This is a genomic window from Streptosporangium sp. NPDC000396 (assembly GCF_042898655.1).
GTDB lineage: Bacteria > Actinomycetota > Actinomycetes > Streptosporangiales > Streptosporangiaceae > Streptosporangium.
Window position 1 is genome coordinate 21,369 of the sequence record NZ_JBIAZA010000035.1, and the last position, 16,259, is coordinate 37,627.

The following is a 16,259-nucleotide window of genomic DNA, read 5'->3' on the forward strand; positions in this document are numbered from 1 at the left end:
GGGCATGCCTGACTGCGAGACCGGACCCGGTCTCGGCTTAATCTCGCGACTGCCTGACGGTCCAGGCTATGCGAGTCACTCCTGCGGAGCGGCCACCTCGTCGTCGACGTGTGCCTGGTCCTCCGGGGAGTCCTCACGCCGCGCCTTGGCCGCTGCCCTTTCGGCCTTGGCCTCAGCCTTCTTCTTGTGCGGGCCGATCACCATGATCATGTTTCGGCCGTCCTGCTTGGGCTGGGACTCCACGAAGCCGAGCTCCGTGACATCCTCCGCCAGCCGCTGCAGGAGCCGGAAGCCCAGCTCGGGCCGGGACTGCTCCCGCCCACGGAACATGATCGTGACCTTGACCTTGTCCCCGGCCTTGAGGAACCGCACCACGTGACCCTTCTTGGTCTCGTAGTCGTGCGGGTCGATCTTCGGTCGGAGCTTGATCTCCTTGATGATCGTGTACGCCTGGTTACGCCGCGCCTCACGTGCCTTCATCGCGGACTCGTACTTGAACTTTCCGTAGTCCATGAGCTTGCACACGGGCGGGCGAGCCGTAGCCGCGACCTCCACGAGGTCGAGGTCGGCCTCCTGAGCCAGCTTCAGAGCATCGCCGATGGAGACGATGCCAACCTGTTCGCCGTTCGGGCCGACGAGGCGGACCTCGGGGACGCGAATACGGTCGTTGATGCGGGGCTCGGCGCTGATGGGGCCTCCTAGGTTGCGATCCGCCGCGGTTCCGCGGCGGCTGCCACATACTCGACCGTGCCGGGAGATCACAGGACGGGAACCCTTCAAGGGCGCCGAACGCGAAATGCCCCGCACGTCGCGCATGCGGGGCCACATGAGCTCGCCGACTTTCCTGTCGCGAACTCCCCGGAGTCATCCGGTGTGATCCTTGACCTGCCAACCTTTCGGTCGACCAGGTGGGAGGCGAGCCTCCGCTTGCGCGTCCAGCAGGCATGCCGGACCGATCGATTAGTTACATTACCACAACCGCATACCCCGACCGAATCATTCCCGCGACACCCCCTCCACGGTGATGTTCGGCTTACCCGTTGCGCCATAAGCCGATGATCGATATATAAAGACGGTATGAGCGAACGATCGATGCAGGAACCCACGTTCCTGATCCTCACGGCCCTCGCCGAGGGGCCCCAGCACGGCTACGGGGTGATCGCCGACGTCCAGGAGATCTCCGGCGGCCGGGTGCGCCTGCGCGCGGGAACCCTCTACGCCGCCCTCGACCGCCTCCAGTCCGAAGGCCTCATCGCCGCCGACCGCGAGGAGATCGTGGACGGCCGCGTGCGGCGCTACTACCGGCTGACCGAGGAGGGCGGCACCCGCCTGGCCGCCGAGGCCGAACGGCTGCGCCGGAACGCCGAGGCGGCCTCCACCCGCCTGCGTGCCCGCCTGGCCGGGGGAATGCTGTTTCGCCACGGCCTCTCCGGAGGTACGGCGTGACCCCTCTGGAGGCGCGTTACCGCAGGCTCCTGGCCTGCTACCCCCGTGATCACAGGGCGATGCACGAGGAGGAGATGATCGGGGTGATGCTCGCCGGGGCGAGGCCCGGCCAGCGATATCCGGATCCGCGCGACGCGTTCGACCTGGTCCGGGGCGGTCTCATCATCCACCTCCAGCGCTTTCTCGGCCCCGCGTCCGCCGCCCACTGGCGCGACGCCCTGAACGTCGCCGCGATCGTCGCCCCGCTCTGCCTGCTCATCCCGCAGATCGGCAACTCGGTCACGCTGCTCTGGCCGATCGATCCGGATTTCTCCGCGTACAACCTGCTGGGTTTTGTCGACCTCCTGCCGGAGGCCCTGATCGTGGGGCTCGCCCTGCGAGGCCTGCGCTGGACCGCGGCGGCCTTGGCATGGATCTTGGGGCTCGCGAGCCCCATCGCCACCGCCGTGGCGACCGCGAACCTGGTCGAGCAGATGGGCGGGGCGAGCGCCTATCCCTTTGCCGTGCCCACCTTGGCCGACGAGACGCTCAGCGCCCTGCCCGGACTGATCGTGGCCCTTCTGCTGACCGTCGCGCCATGCCCCGCCAAGGGCGCGGAGCTCATCGGCCACCGGAAGCTGCTGCGCTGGTCCATGGTCAGCGCGGCGACGCTAGCGGCGACGACGGCCCTGTGGTACGGCTGGTCGCCCGACGACTACGCCAGCGCCCTGCTCACCCCGGCCCTGTTGGCCATGGCCTGCGGTGCCGGCAGCCACACTCCGGTCGGGCAGCGGGCGATCCTGCTCCTGGCCCCGATCCCGCTCTTGCTGTACGGCAACCTCCCGATCACCTACGCCTTCGACGGCAGGTGGCCCCTCGCCCTGGTGGAGGTGCTGCTCGTCAGCGTCCTGTTCATCGTCGCCCGGCGAGGCTTCCAGCCCTACGGTTCGGGGACGGTCAGTTCTCCGGAGCGGCTCGTCTGACGATCTCGGCCTTGCCCGCCGCGCGCATCGCCTCCACCGGAACGTCGGTCCGGCCGGTCATCATCTCGACCTGCCGGACCGCCTGGTGCAGGAGCATGGGGAAGCCCCCGATCACGACGCCGCCCCTGGCCGCCACCGTGGCGGCCAGGTGAGTGGGCCACGGTGAGTAGACCACGTCGAAGACCACGGGCACCCTGGCCACCAGGCCGGCGAAGCCGTCGGCGGCGCCGGAGGGCAGGGTCGAGACGACCAGGTCCACGTCCAGGGCGGTGTCGAGCTTGTCGAAGGTCTGCACCGGCAGGCTCATGCCGAGCCGCTCGGCCACCTCGGCGGTCTCCCCGGCCCTGGCCGGGTCACGGACCACCAGGGTCGCCCCGGTCAGACCCAGCTCTCGCAGGGCGGCCAGCGCGGAGGCCGCCGTCGCCCCGCCACCCAGGATCGTCGCCGCGCGCGGAGGCGGGGCCCCCGCCTCGGCCAGCGCCTGGACGATGCCATAGACGTCGGTGTTGTCACCGTGTCGCGCGCCGTCGCGGAAGACCACGGTGTTGGCCCCGCCCACCTTGACCGCGAGGTCGGAGACCGTGTCCAGCAGCGGCAGCACGGCCCGCTTGAGCGGCATGGTCAGCGATAGTCCCGCCCACCCGGGACCGAGCCCGCCGATCAGGCCGGGAAGCCGTTCCTCGTCGCACTCGATCGCCTCGTAGCGCCAGTCGTACAGGCCGAGGCCCTCGTAGGCGGCGCGGTGCAGGTAGGGCGAGAGCGAGTGGACGATGGGCGACCCGAGCACCGCCGCCTTCATCATCCGCCCGCCTGGTTCTTCTCGAACTCCGCCTTCAGCCGCAGGTGCTCGGCCTCGGACGCGGTGAACTTGGTGATGCCGCGCTTGGGATCGGTGGTCACGAACCAGATCCAGTCGCCCTTGGTCGGATTGAGCGCCGCCTGGATGGCGTGGTCACCGGGGTTGGCGATGGGGCCCGGGGGCAGGCCCAGCCGCTTGTAGGTGTTGTAGGGCGAGGGGCTGTCGAGGTCCGCGTTGGTCGACGCGATGCCGTACTTGCCCAGCCCGTACATCACCGTGCTGTCCATCTCCAGCTTGCGTTCGGGGTTGCCGTCGAGGCGGTTGTAGATGACGCGGGCGACCTTGCCCATGTCCTCGACGTTGCCGGACTCGGCCTGGACGATGCTGGCGATCGTCATGATCTCGTGCGGAGTACGGCGGAGTTTCTTCGCCGCCCGCGCCAGGTTCTCCTTCTCGGCGGTCTGGTTGAAGCGCTCGACCATCGCGGCCAGGATGTCGGCGGGCGTCATCTTGGGCGTGATGTCGTAGGTGGCCGGGAAGGCGTAGCCCTCCAGGTTTCCCTTCGCGAAGGCGGGCAGGCCGAGCGCCTTGGCGTTCTTGGAGGCCTGCTGGAACTCCTTGAGCGGCTTGCGGGTCGCCTTGGCGAGCGTCACCAGCGTGTCGGACAGGCGCAGCCCTTCCTTGAGGGTCACCCTCTTCAGGAGCCGGTTGACCGGGTCGAGCAGCTTGACCGCCTCGGCGGCCGCCATCTGCTTGCGCATGGGATATTCGCCCGGTTGCAGGGAGGAGCTCTTGCCGGCGTCGGCGATGGCGTTGGCGAACGCCCGGGCGCTCTTCACCACGCCCTGCTCCTCCAGGGTCCGCGCGACGTCGGAGGCGCTCTGCCCGTCCTTGATCTCCACGACGACCTCGCCGGAGCCCTGCCCCGCGTAGTCGTCGGGAATCATCACATCGCGCAGCCAGGTGTAACCGTAGTAGCCACCGGCGCCGAGGCCGCCCACCAGGATGATGACCGCGAGCATCGGGGCGAGGAAGCCGCCCCGGTTGCGGCGCCGTTTCCTACGGCGTCCGCGGCGTCCGGAGGATGCACGGGACCTGCGCCGCGACGGACCGTCGTCTTCGGCGCCGACCAGGAAGTCCATATCGAGATCGTTCATAGATGCGCTGGCCAATCTCCCGGTAGGGGCGGCCTGGCGTCAAGTGGGGATGCCAAACCGAACGAGGACACCGGGCCAAACGTCCCGGTTTGCCGGGCGCCTTCCCTCGGCCTGCCACTGCAGGTCGCCGCGTGCGGCGGAACGGGGGGTGTTCCGCCGGGCATCAACGCGTCCCGAGGTACGTATTTAGCTCTTCCCGGTATCTCACGAACTCACTCTCTCCCTCGGTGAATTTCGTGATTCTATGCTCCGGGTCCGTAGTGACAAACCACAACCAATCGCCTTGATCTGGACAAAGAGCTGCGGCGAGCGCCTTCTGACCCGGGTTCGTGACGGGCCCGGGCGGCAGGCCACCGCCGGCCCGCCTCTCCGAATCAAGCTCGGTGGTCGCCTGCTCGCAACCTTCCTCCACGGCCGCGAGCACGTCCGCCGACAGGCACACCTGCCGCAGGCGGTTCACCGAGCGGCCCCGCCGCCCGGCTCCGCGCCGGACTGCTCGTCCGGCGGTTCCAGGGCCTTCCCCGGCGGCCTGCCGGTGGCACGCTCGGCGTCCAGGGCGGCCTGGAGCAGCACGACAGCCGCCGCCTGGTCCACCACGCCGCGCTGGTTCTTGGCCCTCACCCCGCTGGCCCTCAGGCCCTGCTGGGCGGTGACCGTGGTCAGCCTCTCGTCGAAAAGCCGCACCGGGACGGCCGCCAGCCGCCGGGAGATCCGGGCGGCGAAGTCACGGGCCGCCTCGGCGGCCTGCCCCTCGCGCCCGGACAGCGAGGTCGGCAGGCCGACCACGATCTCGACGACCTCGTATTCGGCCGCGAGCTCCGCGAGCCGGTCCAGGTCGCCTCTGCCGCGCCGTACGGTCTCCACCGGCGTGGCCAGCAACCCGGAGGGGTCACTACGGGCCACGCCGATGCGGACCGAGCCGACGTCGACACCCAGTCGAACACCGTTTCTCATCGTCATCGTCTCCGCCCCCGAGTCACGTACGGCTCGCAGGCGTCCGTCATCAAGCGAGCGTCTGCGCGATCGCCTGCCTGACGGCGTCAAGCGCCTCGTCGATCGCCTCGGGACGGGCTCCACCGCCCTGGGCGACGTCGTCCTTGCCGCCGCCGCCACCGCCGAGCGCCTTGGCGGCGACGCCGACGAGGCTGCCCGCCTTCAGGCCCTGCCCGCGCCCCGCCTCGTTGACCACGGCCACGACGACGGGCCGGTCACCGGGAACACCGGCGACGACGACGACCGCCGCGCGGTCGGCCGGGAATCTGCCGCGCACGTCGAGTGCGAGCTTACGCAGGTCGTCGGCGGAGGTTCCATCAGGCGCACGGTGTGTCACGACGGAGACGCCGTGCAGGTCACGGGCGCCCGCGGCCAGTTCGCCCGCTATCGCGAGCACCTGGGCGGAACGGAGCTTGTCCAGCTCCTTCTCCGCGGCGCGCAGCCGGGTGACGATGCCCTCGATCCGCTCGGGCAGTTCCTCGCGGCGGGCCTTGAGCTGCTCCGACAGCTGGGCGACGAGCACGCTCTCGCGGGCCAGGAAGCGGAAGGCGTCCAGGCCTACCAGGGCCTCCACCCGGCGCACGCCCGCGCCGATCGAGGCCTCGCCCAGCACCTTGACCAGACCGAGCTGGCCGGAACTCGCGACGTGGGTGCCTCCGCAGAGCTCGCGGGAGTAGTCGCCCACCTCGACGATGCGGACGGTCTCACCATACTTCTCGCCGAACAGGGCCAGCGCGCCCATCGCCCGGGCCTCGGCCTGGGAGGTGTGGAAGGCGTTGACCTTGAGGTCGTTGATCAGGACGGCGTTGACCTCGTCTTCGACGTCGCGCAGCACGCTGGGCGGCACGGCGCCGGCGGAGGTGAAGTCGAAGCGGAACCGGCCGGGCGAGTTCTCCGAACCGGCCTGCGCCGCCGTCTCGCCCAGCGCGTTGCGGAAGCCGCGGTGCACCAGGTGCGTGGCGGTGTGGCTGCGGGAGATGGCGCGGCGCCGCTCGATGTCGATCTCGGCCTGGGCCTGGTCGCCCACCCGGACCTCACCGAGCCGGACCTTGCCCCGGTGCACGATGACACCGCCGACCGGGGACTGCACGTCCACGACCTCGACCTCGGCCCCGTCGGTACGGATGACGCCCTGGTCGGCGAGCTGGCCACCGCCCTCGGCGTAGAACGGGGTACGGCTCAGCACGAGCTCGACCGTGCTGCCGGCGCCCGCCGCCGGAACCGAGGCCCCGTCGACGAGGATGCCGACGACCTGAGACTCGGCGGTCACCTGGTCGTAGCCGAGGAAGTCGACCTTGCCGGTCTTCTCCAGGATCTGACCGAAGACCGAGATGTCGGCGTTGCCGGTCTTCTTGGCGGCGGCGTCGGCCTTGGCCCGCTCGCGCTGCTCCTTCATCAACCGGCGGAAGCCCTCTTCGTCGACCTTCAGCCCCTGCTCGGAGGCCATCTCCAGGGTCAGGTCGATCGGGAAGCCGTAGGTGTCGTGAAGCTGGAAGGCCTGCTCGCCGGCGAGCGTGGTCGCGCCCTTGCGCTTGGTCTCCTCGACGGCCACGTCGAAGATCGCGGTACCGGTGCGGAGCGTGCCCAGGAAGGACGCCTCCTCGGCGTCGATCACGCCGTGGATCTGCGGGGCGTCGACCTTGAGCTCGGGGTACTGCTCGCCCATGACGTCGATGGCGGTCTGGGTGAGCTCGTGCATGTAGCGCTCCTCGCCCGAGCCGAGCAGGCGCAGGTTGCGGATGGAGCGGCGCAGCATACGGCGCAGCACGTAGCCGCGGCCCTCGTTGGAGGGGAGCACGCCGTCGGCGACCAGCATGACGCCGGTGCGCACGTGGTCGGCGACCACGCGCAGCGACACGTCGGCGCGGGCGTCGCGGCCGTAACGCGACTTGGTGAGATCAGCGGCCTTGTCGAGGATCTTGTAGGTCGTGTCGATCTCGTAGATGTTGTCGACGCCCTGCAGGATCGCCGCCATGCGCTCCAGGCCCATGCCGGTGTCGACGCTCTTGGCGGGCAGCTCGCCCACGACGTCGAAGTCGATCTTGCTGCGGACCGTGCCGAGCTGGAACTGCATGAAGACGTTGTTCCAGACCTCAAGGTAGCGGGTCTCGTCGGCGACGGGGCCGCCCTCACGGCCGTACTCCGGGCCGCGGTCGTAGTAGATCTCGCTGCAGGGGCCACCCGGTCCGGGGACGCCCATGTGCCAGTAGTTGTCGGCCAGGTCACGGCGCTGGATGCGCTCGGCGGGGACGCCGGTCTTCTTCCAGATCTCGATGGCCTCGTCGTCGTCGAGGTAGACGGTGACCCACAGCTTCTCCTCGGGGAAGCCGAAGCCGCCGTCGGACTCGGAGCTGGTCAGCAGCTCCCAGGCGAACGGGATCGCCTGCTCCTTGAAGTAGTCGCCGAAGGAGAAGTTGCCGAGCATCTGGAAGAAGCTGGCGTGCCTGGTCGTCTTGCCGACCTCGTCGATGTCGAGGGTGCGCACGCACTTCTGGGCGCTGGTCGCGCGCTTGTAGGGCGGCTTCTGCTGGCCCAGGAAGTAGGGCTTGAACGGCACCATGCCCGCGTTGACCAGCAGCAGAGTGGGGTCCTCCGCGATCAGGCTGGCCGAGGGCACGACGGTGTGCCCACGCTCCTCGAAGAAGCGCAGGAAGCGGCGGGCGATCTCTGCCGACTCCATGTCAGCGGCCATCCTTTACGTCGTAGTGATAGGTGTTTTCCACAGTGTCGAGTCCGAATCTGGAGCGCAACTCGGTTTCCCGCTTCGCCGCGCCCTCCAGGGTGTCGCCGGCGAAATCCCTCATCTGCTCCAGGACTCCGGCGGCGCCGCGCACGGCCCGCCGGGCCAGGTGATTCGGATGCAATGTCTGCAGCTTACGCATGACCCACACTGCGCCGAACGCGCCCAGGGACATGTAGAACAGACGCCGGATCATCGCCGCCGCCCCTCCAGCACGCGGGGAGCCGAACTGCCGCGCATGCCCCTTCGGGCGCTCAGAGCCTGCTGGATGCCGTGGCTCAGCGCCGCGAGCTTGATCAGCGGCCCGGTGACCAGGGTCTGGGCGACATCGCTGACCTTGGCCACATGCCCGCTGACCTGCTTGACGTCTTTGGCGATGGCCTCGACGGCGACCAGCTGGCGGTTGGTCTCGCTGACGGTGACCGTGACGTCCTCCAGCAACGGCACCACGCGATCGCCCAGCTCCGAGACCATCTTGGTGGTCTCGGTGAGCAACCGTGCCAGCTTGACCAGGACCATCGCCAGGAAGCAGACCAGGATGGCCCAGAACATGGCGACGATCAGGCCCGCGACCTCTCCCGCGGTAAGCATGTGCGGATCCGTCCCCTCATAGGTGACCCCGGCCCAGGTCGGGTGGAATGGCAAAACCCTACCGTGCCGGACACCGCTTGCCCGCGCTTACCGCACCACATCCACGGCCACGCGTCCACCGCGTCGTCTGTCACACCGTCTCGGCGGGCGTGCGCGGGCCGCCGCCGAAGGCGTCCACGCAGAGTTGCGCGAACCAGGTGATCCCGGGAACCATGAGCAGCCATCCGGCCAGCGCCCAGCCCAGATGAATATGCGTGAGGACGTGCGCGATCGCGGCCACCCCCTGGGCGGTGCGGCCGTCCGCGCCTTCGTAGGTGATCCGGCGCAGCCCTTCCGGGTGCTCCTCGGCCGCCAGCACGCGGAGCCCGACGGGCCGCAGGTGCGCGTCACGTAGACCGACGCCGGGGGCATGACCGGCCGCAGACGCGGTACCCACGGCCGCACCGCGCGGTGGTAGTCCCGCCACTCCGCGCCGAAGCGCCGGGCGAGCTGCTCTCCCTCGTGCCAGGCCGCCAGTCCCGCGCCGTAGGCGGCGGCGACCGCCGCCGCGCCGAGGAAGACCGGGTCGAACGGAGCGAGGACGAGGTAACCCGCGGCCATCGAGACCTGCATCGGGTTGCGGACGTAGGCGTAAGGCCCGGTGGTCACCAGGCGGCGCGGCGGGTCGTACGGCAGCGGCGTGCCCCCTCCCACGGTCGCGAACTCCCGAACCGCGGTCACCCCGAAGATCATCGGTACGGCCAGCACCTGGGCGAGGAGGCCGAGAACCCACACCGGCTGCCGCCACACACCGGTCAGCAGGACGGGCAGGGCCAGCCCCAGCCCGCCCGCCAGGACGATCTGGAACCCCGCCCTGACCCGGAGACACGTGCCCGCGACCGTCCAGCGGGCCAGGAACAGGCCGGGGACCAGGCAGGTGACGATCGCCACCGACTCTCCGACGAGCCAGTCGCCGCCGAGGACGACGACCGGCTCGCCCCGCGGCATCAGGGCCAGGTCGAACCAGGCCGGCACCGCCGCGGTGAGCGGCAGCGGCACGGTCCAGGCCCCGCCCGCGGCCTCGCCCTCCCCGCCCGGCCCGGTGCCGTCCCGCCCGGACGTCCGCCGTGGCCGGGTCGCCAGGACGGGCAGCGCGCCCCAGAGCAGCGCCCAGCCCAGCAGCAGGTCCACCGGCATGCCGTACACGACGGCTCCCTCCGCATGGAACTCCCACCACCCCGCGGACAGGGCGAGTGTGTTCACGGCGATCAGCGCCAGCAGGTTCCAGCCCGTGGCGAGGATCGCGGCGGCGATGTCCCGTTCCGAGGGCCTCGCCCGGGCGGCCGCGGCCACGACGGCGAGCGCCGGGACCATGATCGCCAGCCCGCGGATCAGCGCGGGATCGCCCGTCGCCCGAAGCACCCCCGCCGGCGCCAGGAGACTCGTCGCGTTCATCGAAACTCCTTGAGCGAGGAGACCTCGGGCACCGGTCCCGAGGAGGAGGTCAACGGGTGAACGTCGCGGCGAGATAGTCGGCCGCCTCGCCGACGGCGTACCGCTGGAGGGGACCGAAATACCAGCCGGGGTCGAAGGTGCGGCGGTAGCGCAGGGTCACGGCGAGCCGGCCCTCGGTCCAGGCGAACTCCGCCTCCCGCAGGTCGAGCCAGCGGGCCACGGTCGTGTCGCGGACCACCGCGAACGTGACACGTCCCGGAGCCCGCTTCTCGACCCGCAGGGTCATCGAGCGGGGCTCGGCGACGGCGCCGATGCCCAGGGAACGGCGCGGGGTGAAGGTGATCTCCCTCAGGGCGCCGACCTCCAGGCCTTCACCCTCGGCGCGCACCGGCCGGGGGAAGCCCAGCTTCAGGAAGGGCGACTCGATCGGCCCGAACCCGGGGGCGGCGGCGAGGGCCTTCTCCACGTCCACCCCGGTGATCGCGCGGGTCGCGGTCGCCTCGCCCGCGCGGGACGGCCCGGTCACCTCCGCGCCACCGCCGATCGCCGCCAGGAGCAGCACCGGGACGACGAAGGCGTTCGTCCCGCGGTCGCGGACGGCGTCGGCGACAAGACCGATCAGCAGGCCGACGAAGTAGAACAGCGGCGCCGACATGACCAGGCAGACGATCCCCTCGCCGAGCAGCGGTCCGGCGAGGGCGAGTCCGACGGTCATCGTCGCCATGATCATCCCGGTGGCGCTCCGGGGCTTGGCGGTGAGCACGACGGTGACCGCGATGACGGCGGGGATGCCGACATAGAACAGCGCCGTCTGCTCCAGATGCCCGGCATGCAGAACCCGATAAAGCAGGAACGCGGCGAACAGTGCGACCAGCATCCCGGCGACGATGACCCGCGCCATGCGCTGATGCCGGCGATCAGGGAGGGGCTCAGGCGTGTCAGGCATAGAGGATCCCTTCATCAGTCGATTTAATCACTTGATTAAACCGTATGATTAGCGCGACGGCACGGCAAGGGGGTTCGAGTGAGCAAGCAGGCAGGCGCGGAGACCCGCGAGCGGTTGATCGAGGCCGCGTCGGAGATCCTGCGGACCGAGGGATACGCCGGGACCAGCGCCCGCAGCATCGCCAAGGAGGCGGGGGTCAACTCGGCACTGGTCTTCTACCACTTCGGGGGTGTGGATCCGCTGTTGCTGGCCGCGCTGGACCGCTCGTCGGAGCAGCGGATGGCCGCCTACCGGGAGGCCGTGTCAGGGGCCCGGACACTGGAGGAGCTGATCGAGGTCGCCAACGCGATCTACCGGGCAGACCTGGAGGGCGGGCACATCACGCTCTTCTCCGAGCTCGTGGGAGCGAGCATCGCCCGGCCGGAACTCCGCGAGGAGATCGTCAAACGGTCGGACCCGTGGATCGACTTCGTCGAGGAGACCTTGGAGCGGGTGATCGGCGGCTCACCCCTGGCCAGGCTTCTGCCCCCCCGCGACCTGGCCTACGCCGCGATCACCTTCTATCTCGGCGTCAACATGTTCACCCATCTCGACGCCGACCGCTCCCGCACCGAGGCCCTGTTCGACCTGGCCGGTCGCGTCGCCCCCCGGGCCAAGTTCCTGACCGTACGGTTCCCGCGCCGCCGTGCGAAGAAGCTCGAAGAGGGTTAGCCGCCGCGGAGGAACGAGCGGATCTTGGACCAGCGGTCGGCGAAGGTCGCCTCGGCGCCGTGCCGGGTGGGCTGGTAGTAACGGCGGTCGCGGAGCTCTTCTGGGGCGTAGCCCTGGCGGACCAGGCCGTGCTCGAAGTCGTGGGGGTATTTGTAGCCGTTGCCGTGACCGAGCTTCCTGGCCCCGGGGTAGTGGGCGTCGCGCAGGTGGTTCGGGACGTGGCCGATGTTGCCGCGCCGTACGTCCTCCGAGGCCGCGTCGACAGCGCTGATCACCGCGTTGGACTTGGGCGCCAGCGCGCAGTGGATGACCGCCTGGGCCAGGTTGATCCGCCCCTCGGGCAGGCCGATGAACTCCACCGCCTGGGCCGCGGCCACGGCGACCTGCAGGCACGTCGGGTCCGCCATGCCGACGTCTTCCGAGGCGAAGATGACGATCCTGCGGGCGATGAACCGGGGGTCCTCCCCCGCCTCGATCATCCGGGCGAGGTAGTGCAGCGCGGCGTCGGCGTCGGAGCCACGCATGCTCTTGATGAAACCGCTGATCACGTCGTAGTGCTGGTCGCCCTGACGGTCGTAGCGGACGGCCGCCTTGTCCACCGCGCGCTCCACCACCTCGACGGTGATCTCCTCGTCGGCGATGAGCGCGGCGGCCTCCAGGTAGGTGAGCGACCTGCGGGCGTCTCCCCCTGCCAGCCGTACCAGGTGCTCGGCCGCCTCGGGCGCCAGCCGCACCTTGCCGTCCAGGCCTCGGGGGTCGGCGACGGCGCGCTCCAGCACCGCCCGGATGTCCTCTTCCGACAGCGACTCCAGGGTCAGCAGCAGCGAGCGTGACAGCAGCGGCGAGATGACGGAGAAGAACGGGTTCTCGGTGGTGGCGCCGATGAAGGTGACCCAGCGGTTCTCCACCGCGGGCAGCAGGGCGTCCTGCTGGGCCTTGTTGAAGCGGTGCACCTCGTCCACGAACAGCACGGTCTGGCGGCCGGACATGCCCAGCTCGCGCCGGGCCTGGTCGATGGCCGCGCGAACCTCCTTAACCCCCGCCGAAACCGCCGAGACCTCGACGAAGCGGCGCTTGGTGACGCCCGCGACCACGTAGGCGAGGGTGGTCTTACCGGTGCCCGGCGGCCCCCACAGGAAAAGCGACATCGGGGCCTCGGCCTCGACGAGCCTGCGCAGCGGCGTTCCGGGGCCCAGCAGATGACGCTGGCCGATCACCTCGTCCAGGCCGCGCGGGCGCATCCGCACCGCCAGAGGCTCGTGGCCGCGCTGGGCTTCCTCCGCCACCGAATCGAACAGGCTGTCCACGATCAGACAGTACCGTCACGCAAAACGCCTCAGGTCCACGGTGCTCGTCTCCGGCGGGCTTCGGAAGGCATGGGATCCGGGGAGGGTGCTTCACAGCCTCGTGCGGGACGTCCGAGCCGCGGGGCGCGCTCTCAGCTTCCCCAGACCGCGGTGGCGCCGGTGTGCCCGGCGCGCAGCGCGTAGTACCCGGCCACGAGGGCCAGAACCACGGTCAGCGCCGAAACGGCCGTCCCCACCGGGCGGCCGAACCGGTCACCGCGCGAGACATAGACCAGCCCCAGCGAGACCGCGCCCAGGGCGAGGGTGCTCAGCAGCAGCGGCACGGCGAAACTCTGATGGTCGGCGAGGCGCTGGCCGAGCTGCCCGTCGACCGAGGCGAAGCGCCCGTCCTTCAGCGCCTCACCGCTCTGCCTCGCCGCCAGGACGGTCACCGGGGCGATCACCGCGAGCGTCGTCACCGCCCAGCCGAGCGCGGCGCGCGTGCGCGGCGCCAGCCCGTAGACGGCCGCCAGCACCGCCAGGAGCGGCGCGAAGATCACGGCGGCATGGACGATCAGCGGGTGGGCGGGCAGGCCCAGGATCTCGTCGAACATGTGACAGCTCCCGTCGCGCGTGGTTCGTCGTCACCGAATACGGGATTCCACCACGAACGGTTCCCGAGTGGAGCGGGACATTCTACGCAAATCTCTCCATTAACGGCTGATGACTTACGTCACTTACGTCCACCACACGCCAAGGCCGGTACGCTTTCGCCCAGTTGATAGTCATGTAACGGTCATCCTGGAGGACATAGCGGTGAGCGGCGAAGACCGCCAGAGCCAGCTGGCTCGGGAGCACAAAGAGCGACAGGCCCAGCGTGCCGAGCAGGCGACCAAGTCGAAGCGGAACGCCTTCATCGGAGTCGGCGCCGCCGTGGTGGTCGTCGTCGGCGGCCTGATCGCCACGTCGGCTCTTCTCGGCGGGAAGAGCGACGCCAAGCCCGAGGCCGCCGCCAGTTCGGCGGCCCCCTCGGAGACCGCCGCGCCGCAGCCGACGCCGACCGTCCCGACCGACCCCTCCAAGGCGAGCTGCTCCTACCGCAAGGACGACAGCGGCAGCCCCGCCAAGAAAGTGGGCATGCCGCCGAGCAAGCCCAACCTGAAACTGAAGACCATGACGATCACCACCAACCACGGTGACATCGTGATCGACCTGGCGACGGCGCAGGCGCCCTGCACGGTGAACTCCTTCGCCTTCCTCGCGAAGAAGAACTTCTACGACAACACCAAGTGCCACCGTCTGGCCACCCCGGAGAACTCGGGCGTGGCCATGCTGCAGTGCGGCGACCCGCTGGCCAAGGCCGACGGCGAGAACCCCACCGACGGCCAGGGCAGCTCCGGTTACGTCTTCGACGACGAGAACCTCGGCGGCATGCCGTACACCAAGGGCACGGTCGCCCTGGCCCAGCCGCCGGACGCGAAGAACCAGAACGGCAGCCAGTTCTGGATCTCCCTCGGGGTGGAGACCACCGCGATCGAGGCGGCCTACACGCCCTTCGGCACGGTTTCCAAGGGCATGGACATCCTCGACAAGGTCTTCAAGGGAGGATGGATCACCAACCCCGAGGACATCACCGGCGACGGCGGCTCCACCGCCCCCAAGATCCCGGTGGTCATCAAGGACGTGAAGCTCTCCTGAGGCCTCCAGCCGATGCCCCGGTGGTCGATCGACCACCGGGGCATCGGCGTTTCGAGGCGGGACCGCGGCCCGCGCCACCGTGACGGCGCCGCAGGTATCTGTGATACCGATCACAACCGGGCGATCATCGGCGCGCCGGGATCAGACTTGAAGCAGAGGTCACATGATCCATCTCACCGAGGGAGACCGATGCCGGAGAAGCTTCCCGCCGAGTTCGTGTTCGATCCCGAGTACAACCGGGACCCCTACGCCGTCTACGCCGCGCTCCGGGAGAAAGGGCCGGTCCACCCGATCGACTTCCCGCCCGGAATGGACGCGTTCCTGATCCTCGGCCACGAGCACGGCCGCCCCGCGCTCAGCGACCCGCGGCTGAGCAAGGACCTGGACCAGGGTCCCCCCGCCTTCCACCAGTTCGCCTCCATGGACAACCCGGCTCTCGCCCACAACATGCTCAACAGCGACCCGCCGGACCACACCCGGCTGCGCCGCCTGGTCGTCAAGGCCTTCACCCCGCGCCGGACCGAGAGCCTGCGCCCGCGGATCCAGGAGATCACCGACGGGCTCATCGACGCGATGGCCGCCAGGGGCCACGCCGACCTGCTGGACGACTTCGCCTTCCCCCTGCCGATCATCGTGATCTGCGAGCTGCTGGGCGTCCCCGCCGAGGATCGCGACGACTTCCGCGAATGGTCGGGCACGCTGGTCAACCCGAACCTCGACGAGGAAGGGACACGGCGCCGCGGCGAGGTGAACGCCGCCGTCCGCGCCTACTTCACCCGGGTCATCGCCGAGCGCCGCGCCGAACCCCGGGACGACCTGATCAGTGCGCTGGTGGCCGCCCGCGACGAGGACGAACTGCTCAGCGAGCAGGAAATGATCGCCACGCTCACACTGCTGCTCATCGCCGGACACGAGACCACGGTCAACCTGATCGGCAACGGCATGCTGGCCCTGCTGACCAACCCCGGCCAGCTCCGGTTGCTGAAGGACAGGCCGGAGCTGCTGCCGTCGGCGATCGAGGAGTTCCTGCGCTACGACGGCCCGGTGCAGCGGGCCACCCTCCGGTTCGCCACCGAGGACATGGAGATCGCGGGCGTGCACATCCCCAAGCGCAGCGTGATCCACGTGGTCCTCGGATCCGCGGGTCACGATCCCGAGGTGTTCGACGACCCGGAAACCCTCGACATCACCCGGACCGACAACCGTCACGTGGCGTTCGGCCACGGCATCCACTTCTGCCTGGGCGCACCGCTGGCCCGGCTGGAGGCTCAGATCGCCTTCGGGACGCTGCTGCGCCGCCTGCCGGACATCACGCTCGCCTGCGCTCCCGACGAGCTCTCCTGGCAGCAGAGCGGCTCGCTGATCCGCGGGCTGACGGCGCTTCCGGTCCGTTTCTAGACCCTGGCACGACGCTCAGGGGCCCGGGTACGGCGCGGGCCCCCCGGAGATTCCGGGGGGCCCGCGGCGACGCCGGGAGGACGCAGACGACGGCCGAA

17 protein-coding genes are annotated in these 16,259 nt (G+C 69.9%); 5 read left to right on the forward strand and 12 right to left on the reverse strand.

What is annotated here, in order from left to right; genetic code table 11:
- Positions 1 to 75 precede the first annotated feature (75 nt).
- Positions 76 to 690 carry a translation initiation factor IF-3 gene (gene infC, locus ACFY2X_RS39105; protein WP_389948234.1) on the reverse strand — a complete coding sequence of 205 codons (615 nt, stop codon included), beginning with the start codon at positions 688 to 690 and terminating at the stop codon, positions 76 to 78.
- Between the two features lie 387 nt (positions 691 to 1,077).
- On the opposite strand from infC, the gene ACFY2X_RS39110 reads away from it, so the two are divergent.
- The gene (locus ACFY2X_RS39110; RefSeq protein ID WP_389948134.1) at positions 1,078 to 1,446 is read left to right on the forward strand and encodes a PadR family transcriptional regulator; all 369 of its coding nucleotides are present in this window, start codon (positions 1,078 to 1,080) and stop codon (positions 1,444 to 1,446) included.
- Complete coding sequence (locus ACFY2X_RS39115; protein WP_389948135.1) at positions 1,443 to 2,408, forward strand: hypothetical protein; 966 nt, start codon at positions 1,443 to 1,445, stop codon at positions 2,406 to 2,408. The genes ACFY2X_RS39110 and ACFY2X_RS39115 overlap by 4 nt, the downstream gene beginning before the upstream one ends.
- On the opposite strand, the gene ACFY2X_RS39120 is transcribed toward ACFY2X_RS39115, so the two are convergent.
- The 9 genes from ACFY2X_RS39120 to ACFY2X_RS39160 all read right to left on the reverse strand — a co-directional run bounded on the left by ACFY2X_RS39120 (position 2,383) and on the right by ACFY2X_RS39160 (position 11,068).
- Positions 2,383 to 3,207 (reverse strand): shikimate dehydrogenase, encoded by an 825-nt coding sequence (locus ACFY2X_RS39120; protein ID WP_389948236.1) that lies wholly within the window; start codon positions 3,205 to 3,207, stop codon positions 2,383 to 2,385. The genes ACFY2X_RS39115 and ACFY2X_RS39120 overlap by 26 nt on opposite strands.
- On the reverse strand, positions 3,207 to 4,364 hold the full coding sequence (gene mltG / locus ACFY2X_RS39125; protein WP_389948136.1) for an endolytic transglycosylase MltG: 1,158 nt from the start codon (positions 4,362 to 4,364) through the stop codon (positions 3,207 to 3,209). The genes ACFY2X_RS39120 and mltG overlap by 1 nt, the downstream gene beginning before the upstream one ends.
- Before the next feature lie 163 nt (positions 4,365 to 4,527).
- Positions 4,528 to 4,824, reverse strand: coding sequence for an endolytic transglycosylase MltG (locus tag ACFY2X_RS39130; protein ID WP_389948137.1), 297 nt, complete (start codon positions 4,822 to 4,824; stop codon positions 4,528 to 4,530).
- The gene (gene ruvX, locus ACFY2X_RS39135; RefSeq protein ID WP_389948138.1) at positions 4,821 to 5,318 is read right to left on the reverse strand and encodes a Holliday junction resolvase RuvX; all 498 of its coding nucleotides are present in this window, start codon (positions 5,316 to 5,318) and stop codon (positions 4,821 to 4,823) included. The genes ACFY2X_RS39130 and ruvX overlap by 4 nt, the downstream gene beginning before the upstream one ends.
- A 49-nt stretch (positions 5,319 to 5,367) precedes the next feature.
- Complete coding sequence (gene alaS, locus ACFY2X_RS39140) at positions 5,368 to 8,037, reverse strand: alanine--tRNA ligase (RefSeq protein WP_389948139.1); 2,670 nt, start codon at positions 8,035 to 8,037, stop codon at positions 5,368 to 5,370.
- 1 nt (position 8,038) lies between these two features.
- Positions 8,039 to 8,293, reverse strand: coding sequence for a hypothetical protein (locus ACFY2X_RS39145; RefSeq protein WP_389948140.1), 255 nt, complete (start codon positions 8,291 to 8,293; stop codon positions 8,039 to 8,041).
- Complete coding sequence (locus tag ACFY2X_RS39150) at positions 8,290 to 8,688, reverse strand: DUF948 domain-containing protein (protein WP_389948141.1); 399 nt, start codon at positions 8,686 to 8,688, stop codon at positions 8,290 to 8,292. The genes ACFY2X_RS39145 and ACFY2X_RS39150 overlap by 4 nt, the downstream gene beginning before the upstream one ends.
- 87 nt (positions 8,689 to 8,775) lie before the next feature.
- Positions 8,776 to 10,122: a methyltransferase family protein gene (locus ACFY2X_RS39155; protein WP_389948142.1), complete on the reverse strand. Its 1,347-nt coding sequence runs from the start codon at positions 10,120 to 10,122 to the stop codon at positions 8,776 to 8,778.
- Between the two features lie 49 nt (positions 10,123 to 10,171).
- On the reverse strand, positions 10,172 to 11,068 hold the full coding sequence (locus tag ACFY2X_RS39160) for a hypothetical protein (RefSeq protein WP_389948143.1): 897 nt from the start codon (positions 11,066 to 11,068) through the stop codon (positions 10,172 to 10,174).
- A gap of 78 nt (positions 11,069 to 11,146) precedes the next feature.
- Between ACFY2X_RS39160 and ACFY2X_RS39165 the strand changes: the two genes are divergently transcribed.
- Positions 11,147 to 11,779, forward strand: coding sequence for a TetR/AcrR family transcriptional regulator (locus tag ACFY2X_RS39165; protein WP_389948144.1), 633 nt, complete (start codon positions 11,147 to 11,149; stop codon positions 11,777 to 11,779).
- On the opposite strand, the gene ACFY2X_RS39170 is transcribed toward ACFY2X_RS39165, so the two are convergent.
- Positions 11,776 to 13,086 (reverse strand): replication-associated recombination protein A, encoded by a 1,311-nt coding sequence (locus tag ACFY2X_RS39170; protein WP_389948145.1) that lies wholly within the window; start codon positions 13,084 to 13,086, stop codon positions 11,776 to 11,778. The two genes, ACFY2X_RS39165 and ACFY2X_RS39170, sit on opposite strands and share 4 nt — an antisense overlap.
- 131 nt (positions 13,087 to 13,217) lie before the next feature.
- Positions 13,218 to 13,679, reverse strand: coding sequence for a hypothetical protein (locus tag ACFY2X_RS39175; protein WP_389948146.1), 462 nt, complete (start codon positions 13,677 to 13,679; stop codon positions 13,218 to 13,220).
- 202 nt (positions 13,680 to 13,881) lie between these two features.
- On the opposite strand from ACFY2X_RS39175, the gene ACFY2X_RS39180 reads away from it, so the two are divergent.
- Together ACFY2X_RS39180 and ACFY2X_RS39185 are read left to right on the forward strand one after the other, a co-directional pair.
- A complete protein-coding gene (locus tag ACFY2X_RS39180; RefSeq protein WP_389948147.1) occupies positions 13,882 to 14,763 on the forward strand; it encodes a peptidylprolyl isomerase in 882 nt (293 codons plus the stop codon).
- Between the two features lie 189 nt (positions 14,764 to 14,952).
- Entirely contained in the window at positions 14,953 to 16,161 is a 1,209-nt protein-coding gene (locus tag ACFY2X_RS39185; RefSeq protein WP_389948148.1) for a cytochrome P450, read from the forward strand.
- Positions 16,162 to 16,259 lie beyond the last annotated feature (98 nt).

What these genes read in the sequence shown, in the direction of transcription:
- ACFY2X_RS39110 (WP_389948134.1), top strand. Translation starts at nt 1,078, where the DNA reads ATGAGCGAACGATCGATGCAGGAACCCACGTTCCTGATCCTCACGGCC.
- ACFY2X_RS39120 (WP_389948236.1), bottom strand. Translation starts at nt 3,207, where the DNA reads ATGAAGGCGGCGGTGCTCGGGTCGCCCATCGTCCACTCGCTCTCGCCC.
- mltG (WP_389948136.1), bottom strand. Translation starts at nt 4,364, where the DNA reads ATGAACGATCTCGATATGGACTTCCTGGTCGGCGCCGAAGACGACGGT.
- ruvX (WP_389948138.1), bottom strand. Translation starts at nt 5,318, where the DNA reads ATGAGAAACGGTGTTCGACTGGGTGTCGACGTCGGCTCGGTCCGCATC.
- alaS (WP_389948139.1), bottom strand. Translation starts at nt 8,037, where the DNA reads ATGGAGTCGGCAGAGATCGCCCGCCGCTTCCTGCGCTTCTTCGAGGAG.
- ACFY2X_RS39145 (WP_389948140.1), bottom strand. Translation starts at nt 8,293, where the DNA reads ATGATCCGGCGTCTGTTCTACATGTCCCTGGGCGCGTTCGGCGCAGTG.
- ACFY2X_RS39150 (WP_389948141.1), bottom strand. Translation starts at nt 8,688, where the DNA reads ATGCTTACCGCGGGAGAGGTCGCGGGCCTGATCGTCGCCATGTTCTGG.
- ACFY2X_RS39155 (WP_389948142.1), bottom strand. Translation starts at nt 10,122, where the DNA reads ATGAACGCGACGAGTCTCCTGGCGCCGGCGGGGGTGCTTCGGGCGACG.
- ACFY2X_RS39160 (WP_389948143.1), bottom strand. Translation starts at nt 11,068, where the DNA reads ATGCCTGACACGCCTGAGCCCCTCCCTGATCGCCGGCATCAGCGCATG.
- ACFY2X_RS39175 (WP_389948146.1), bottom strand. Translation starts at nt 13,679, where the DNA reads ATGTTCGACGAGATCCTGGGCCTGCCCGCCCACCCGCTGATCGTCCAT.
- ACFY2X_RS39185 (WP_389948148.1), top strand. Translation starts at nt 14,953, where the DNA reads ATGCCGGAGAAGCTTCCCGCCGAGTTCGTGTTCGATCCCGAGTACAAC.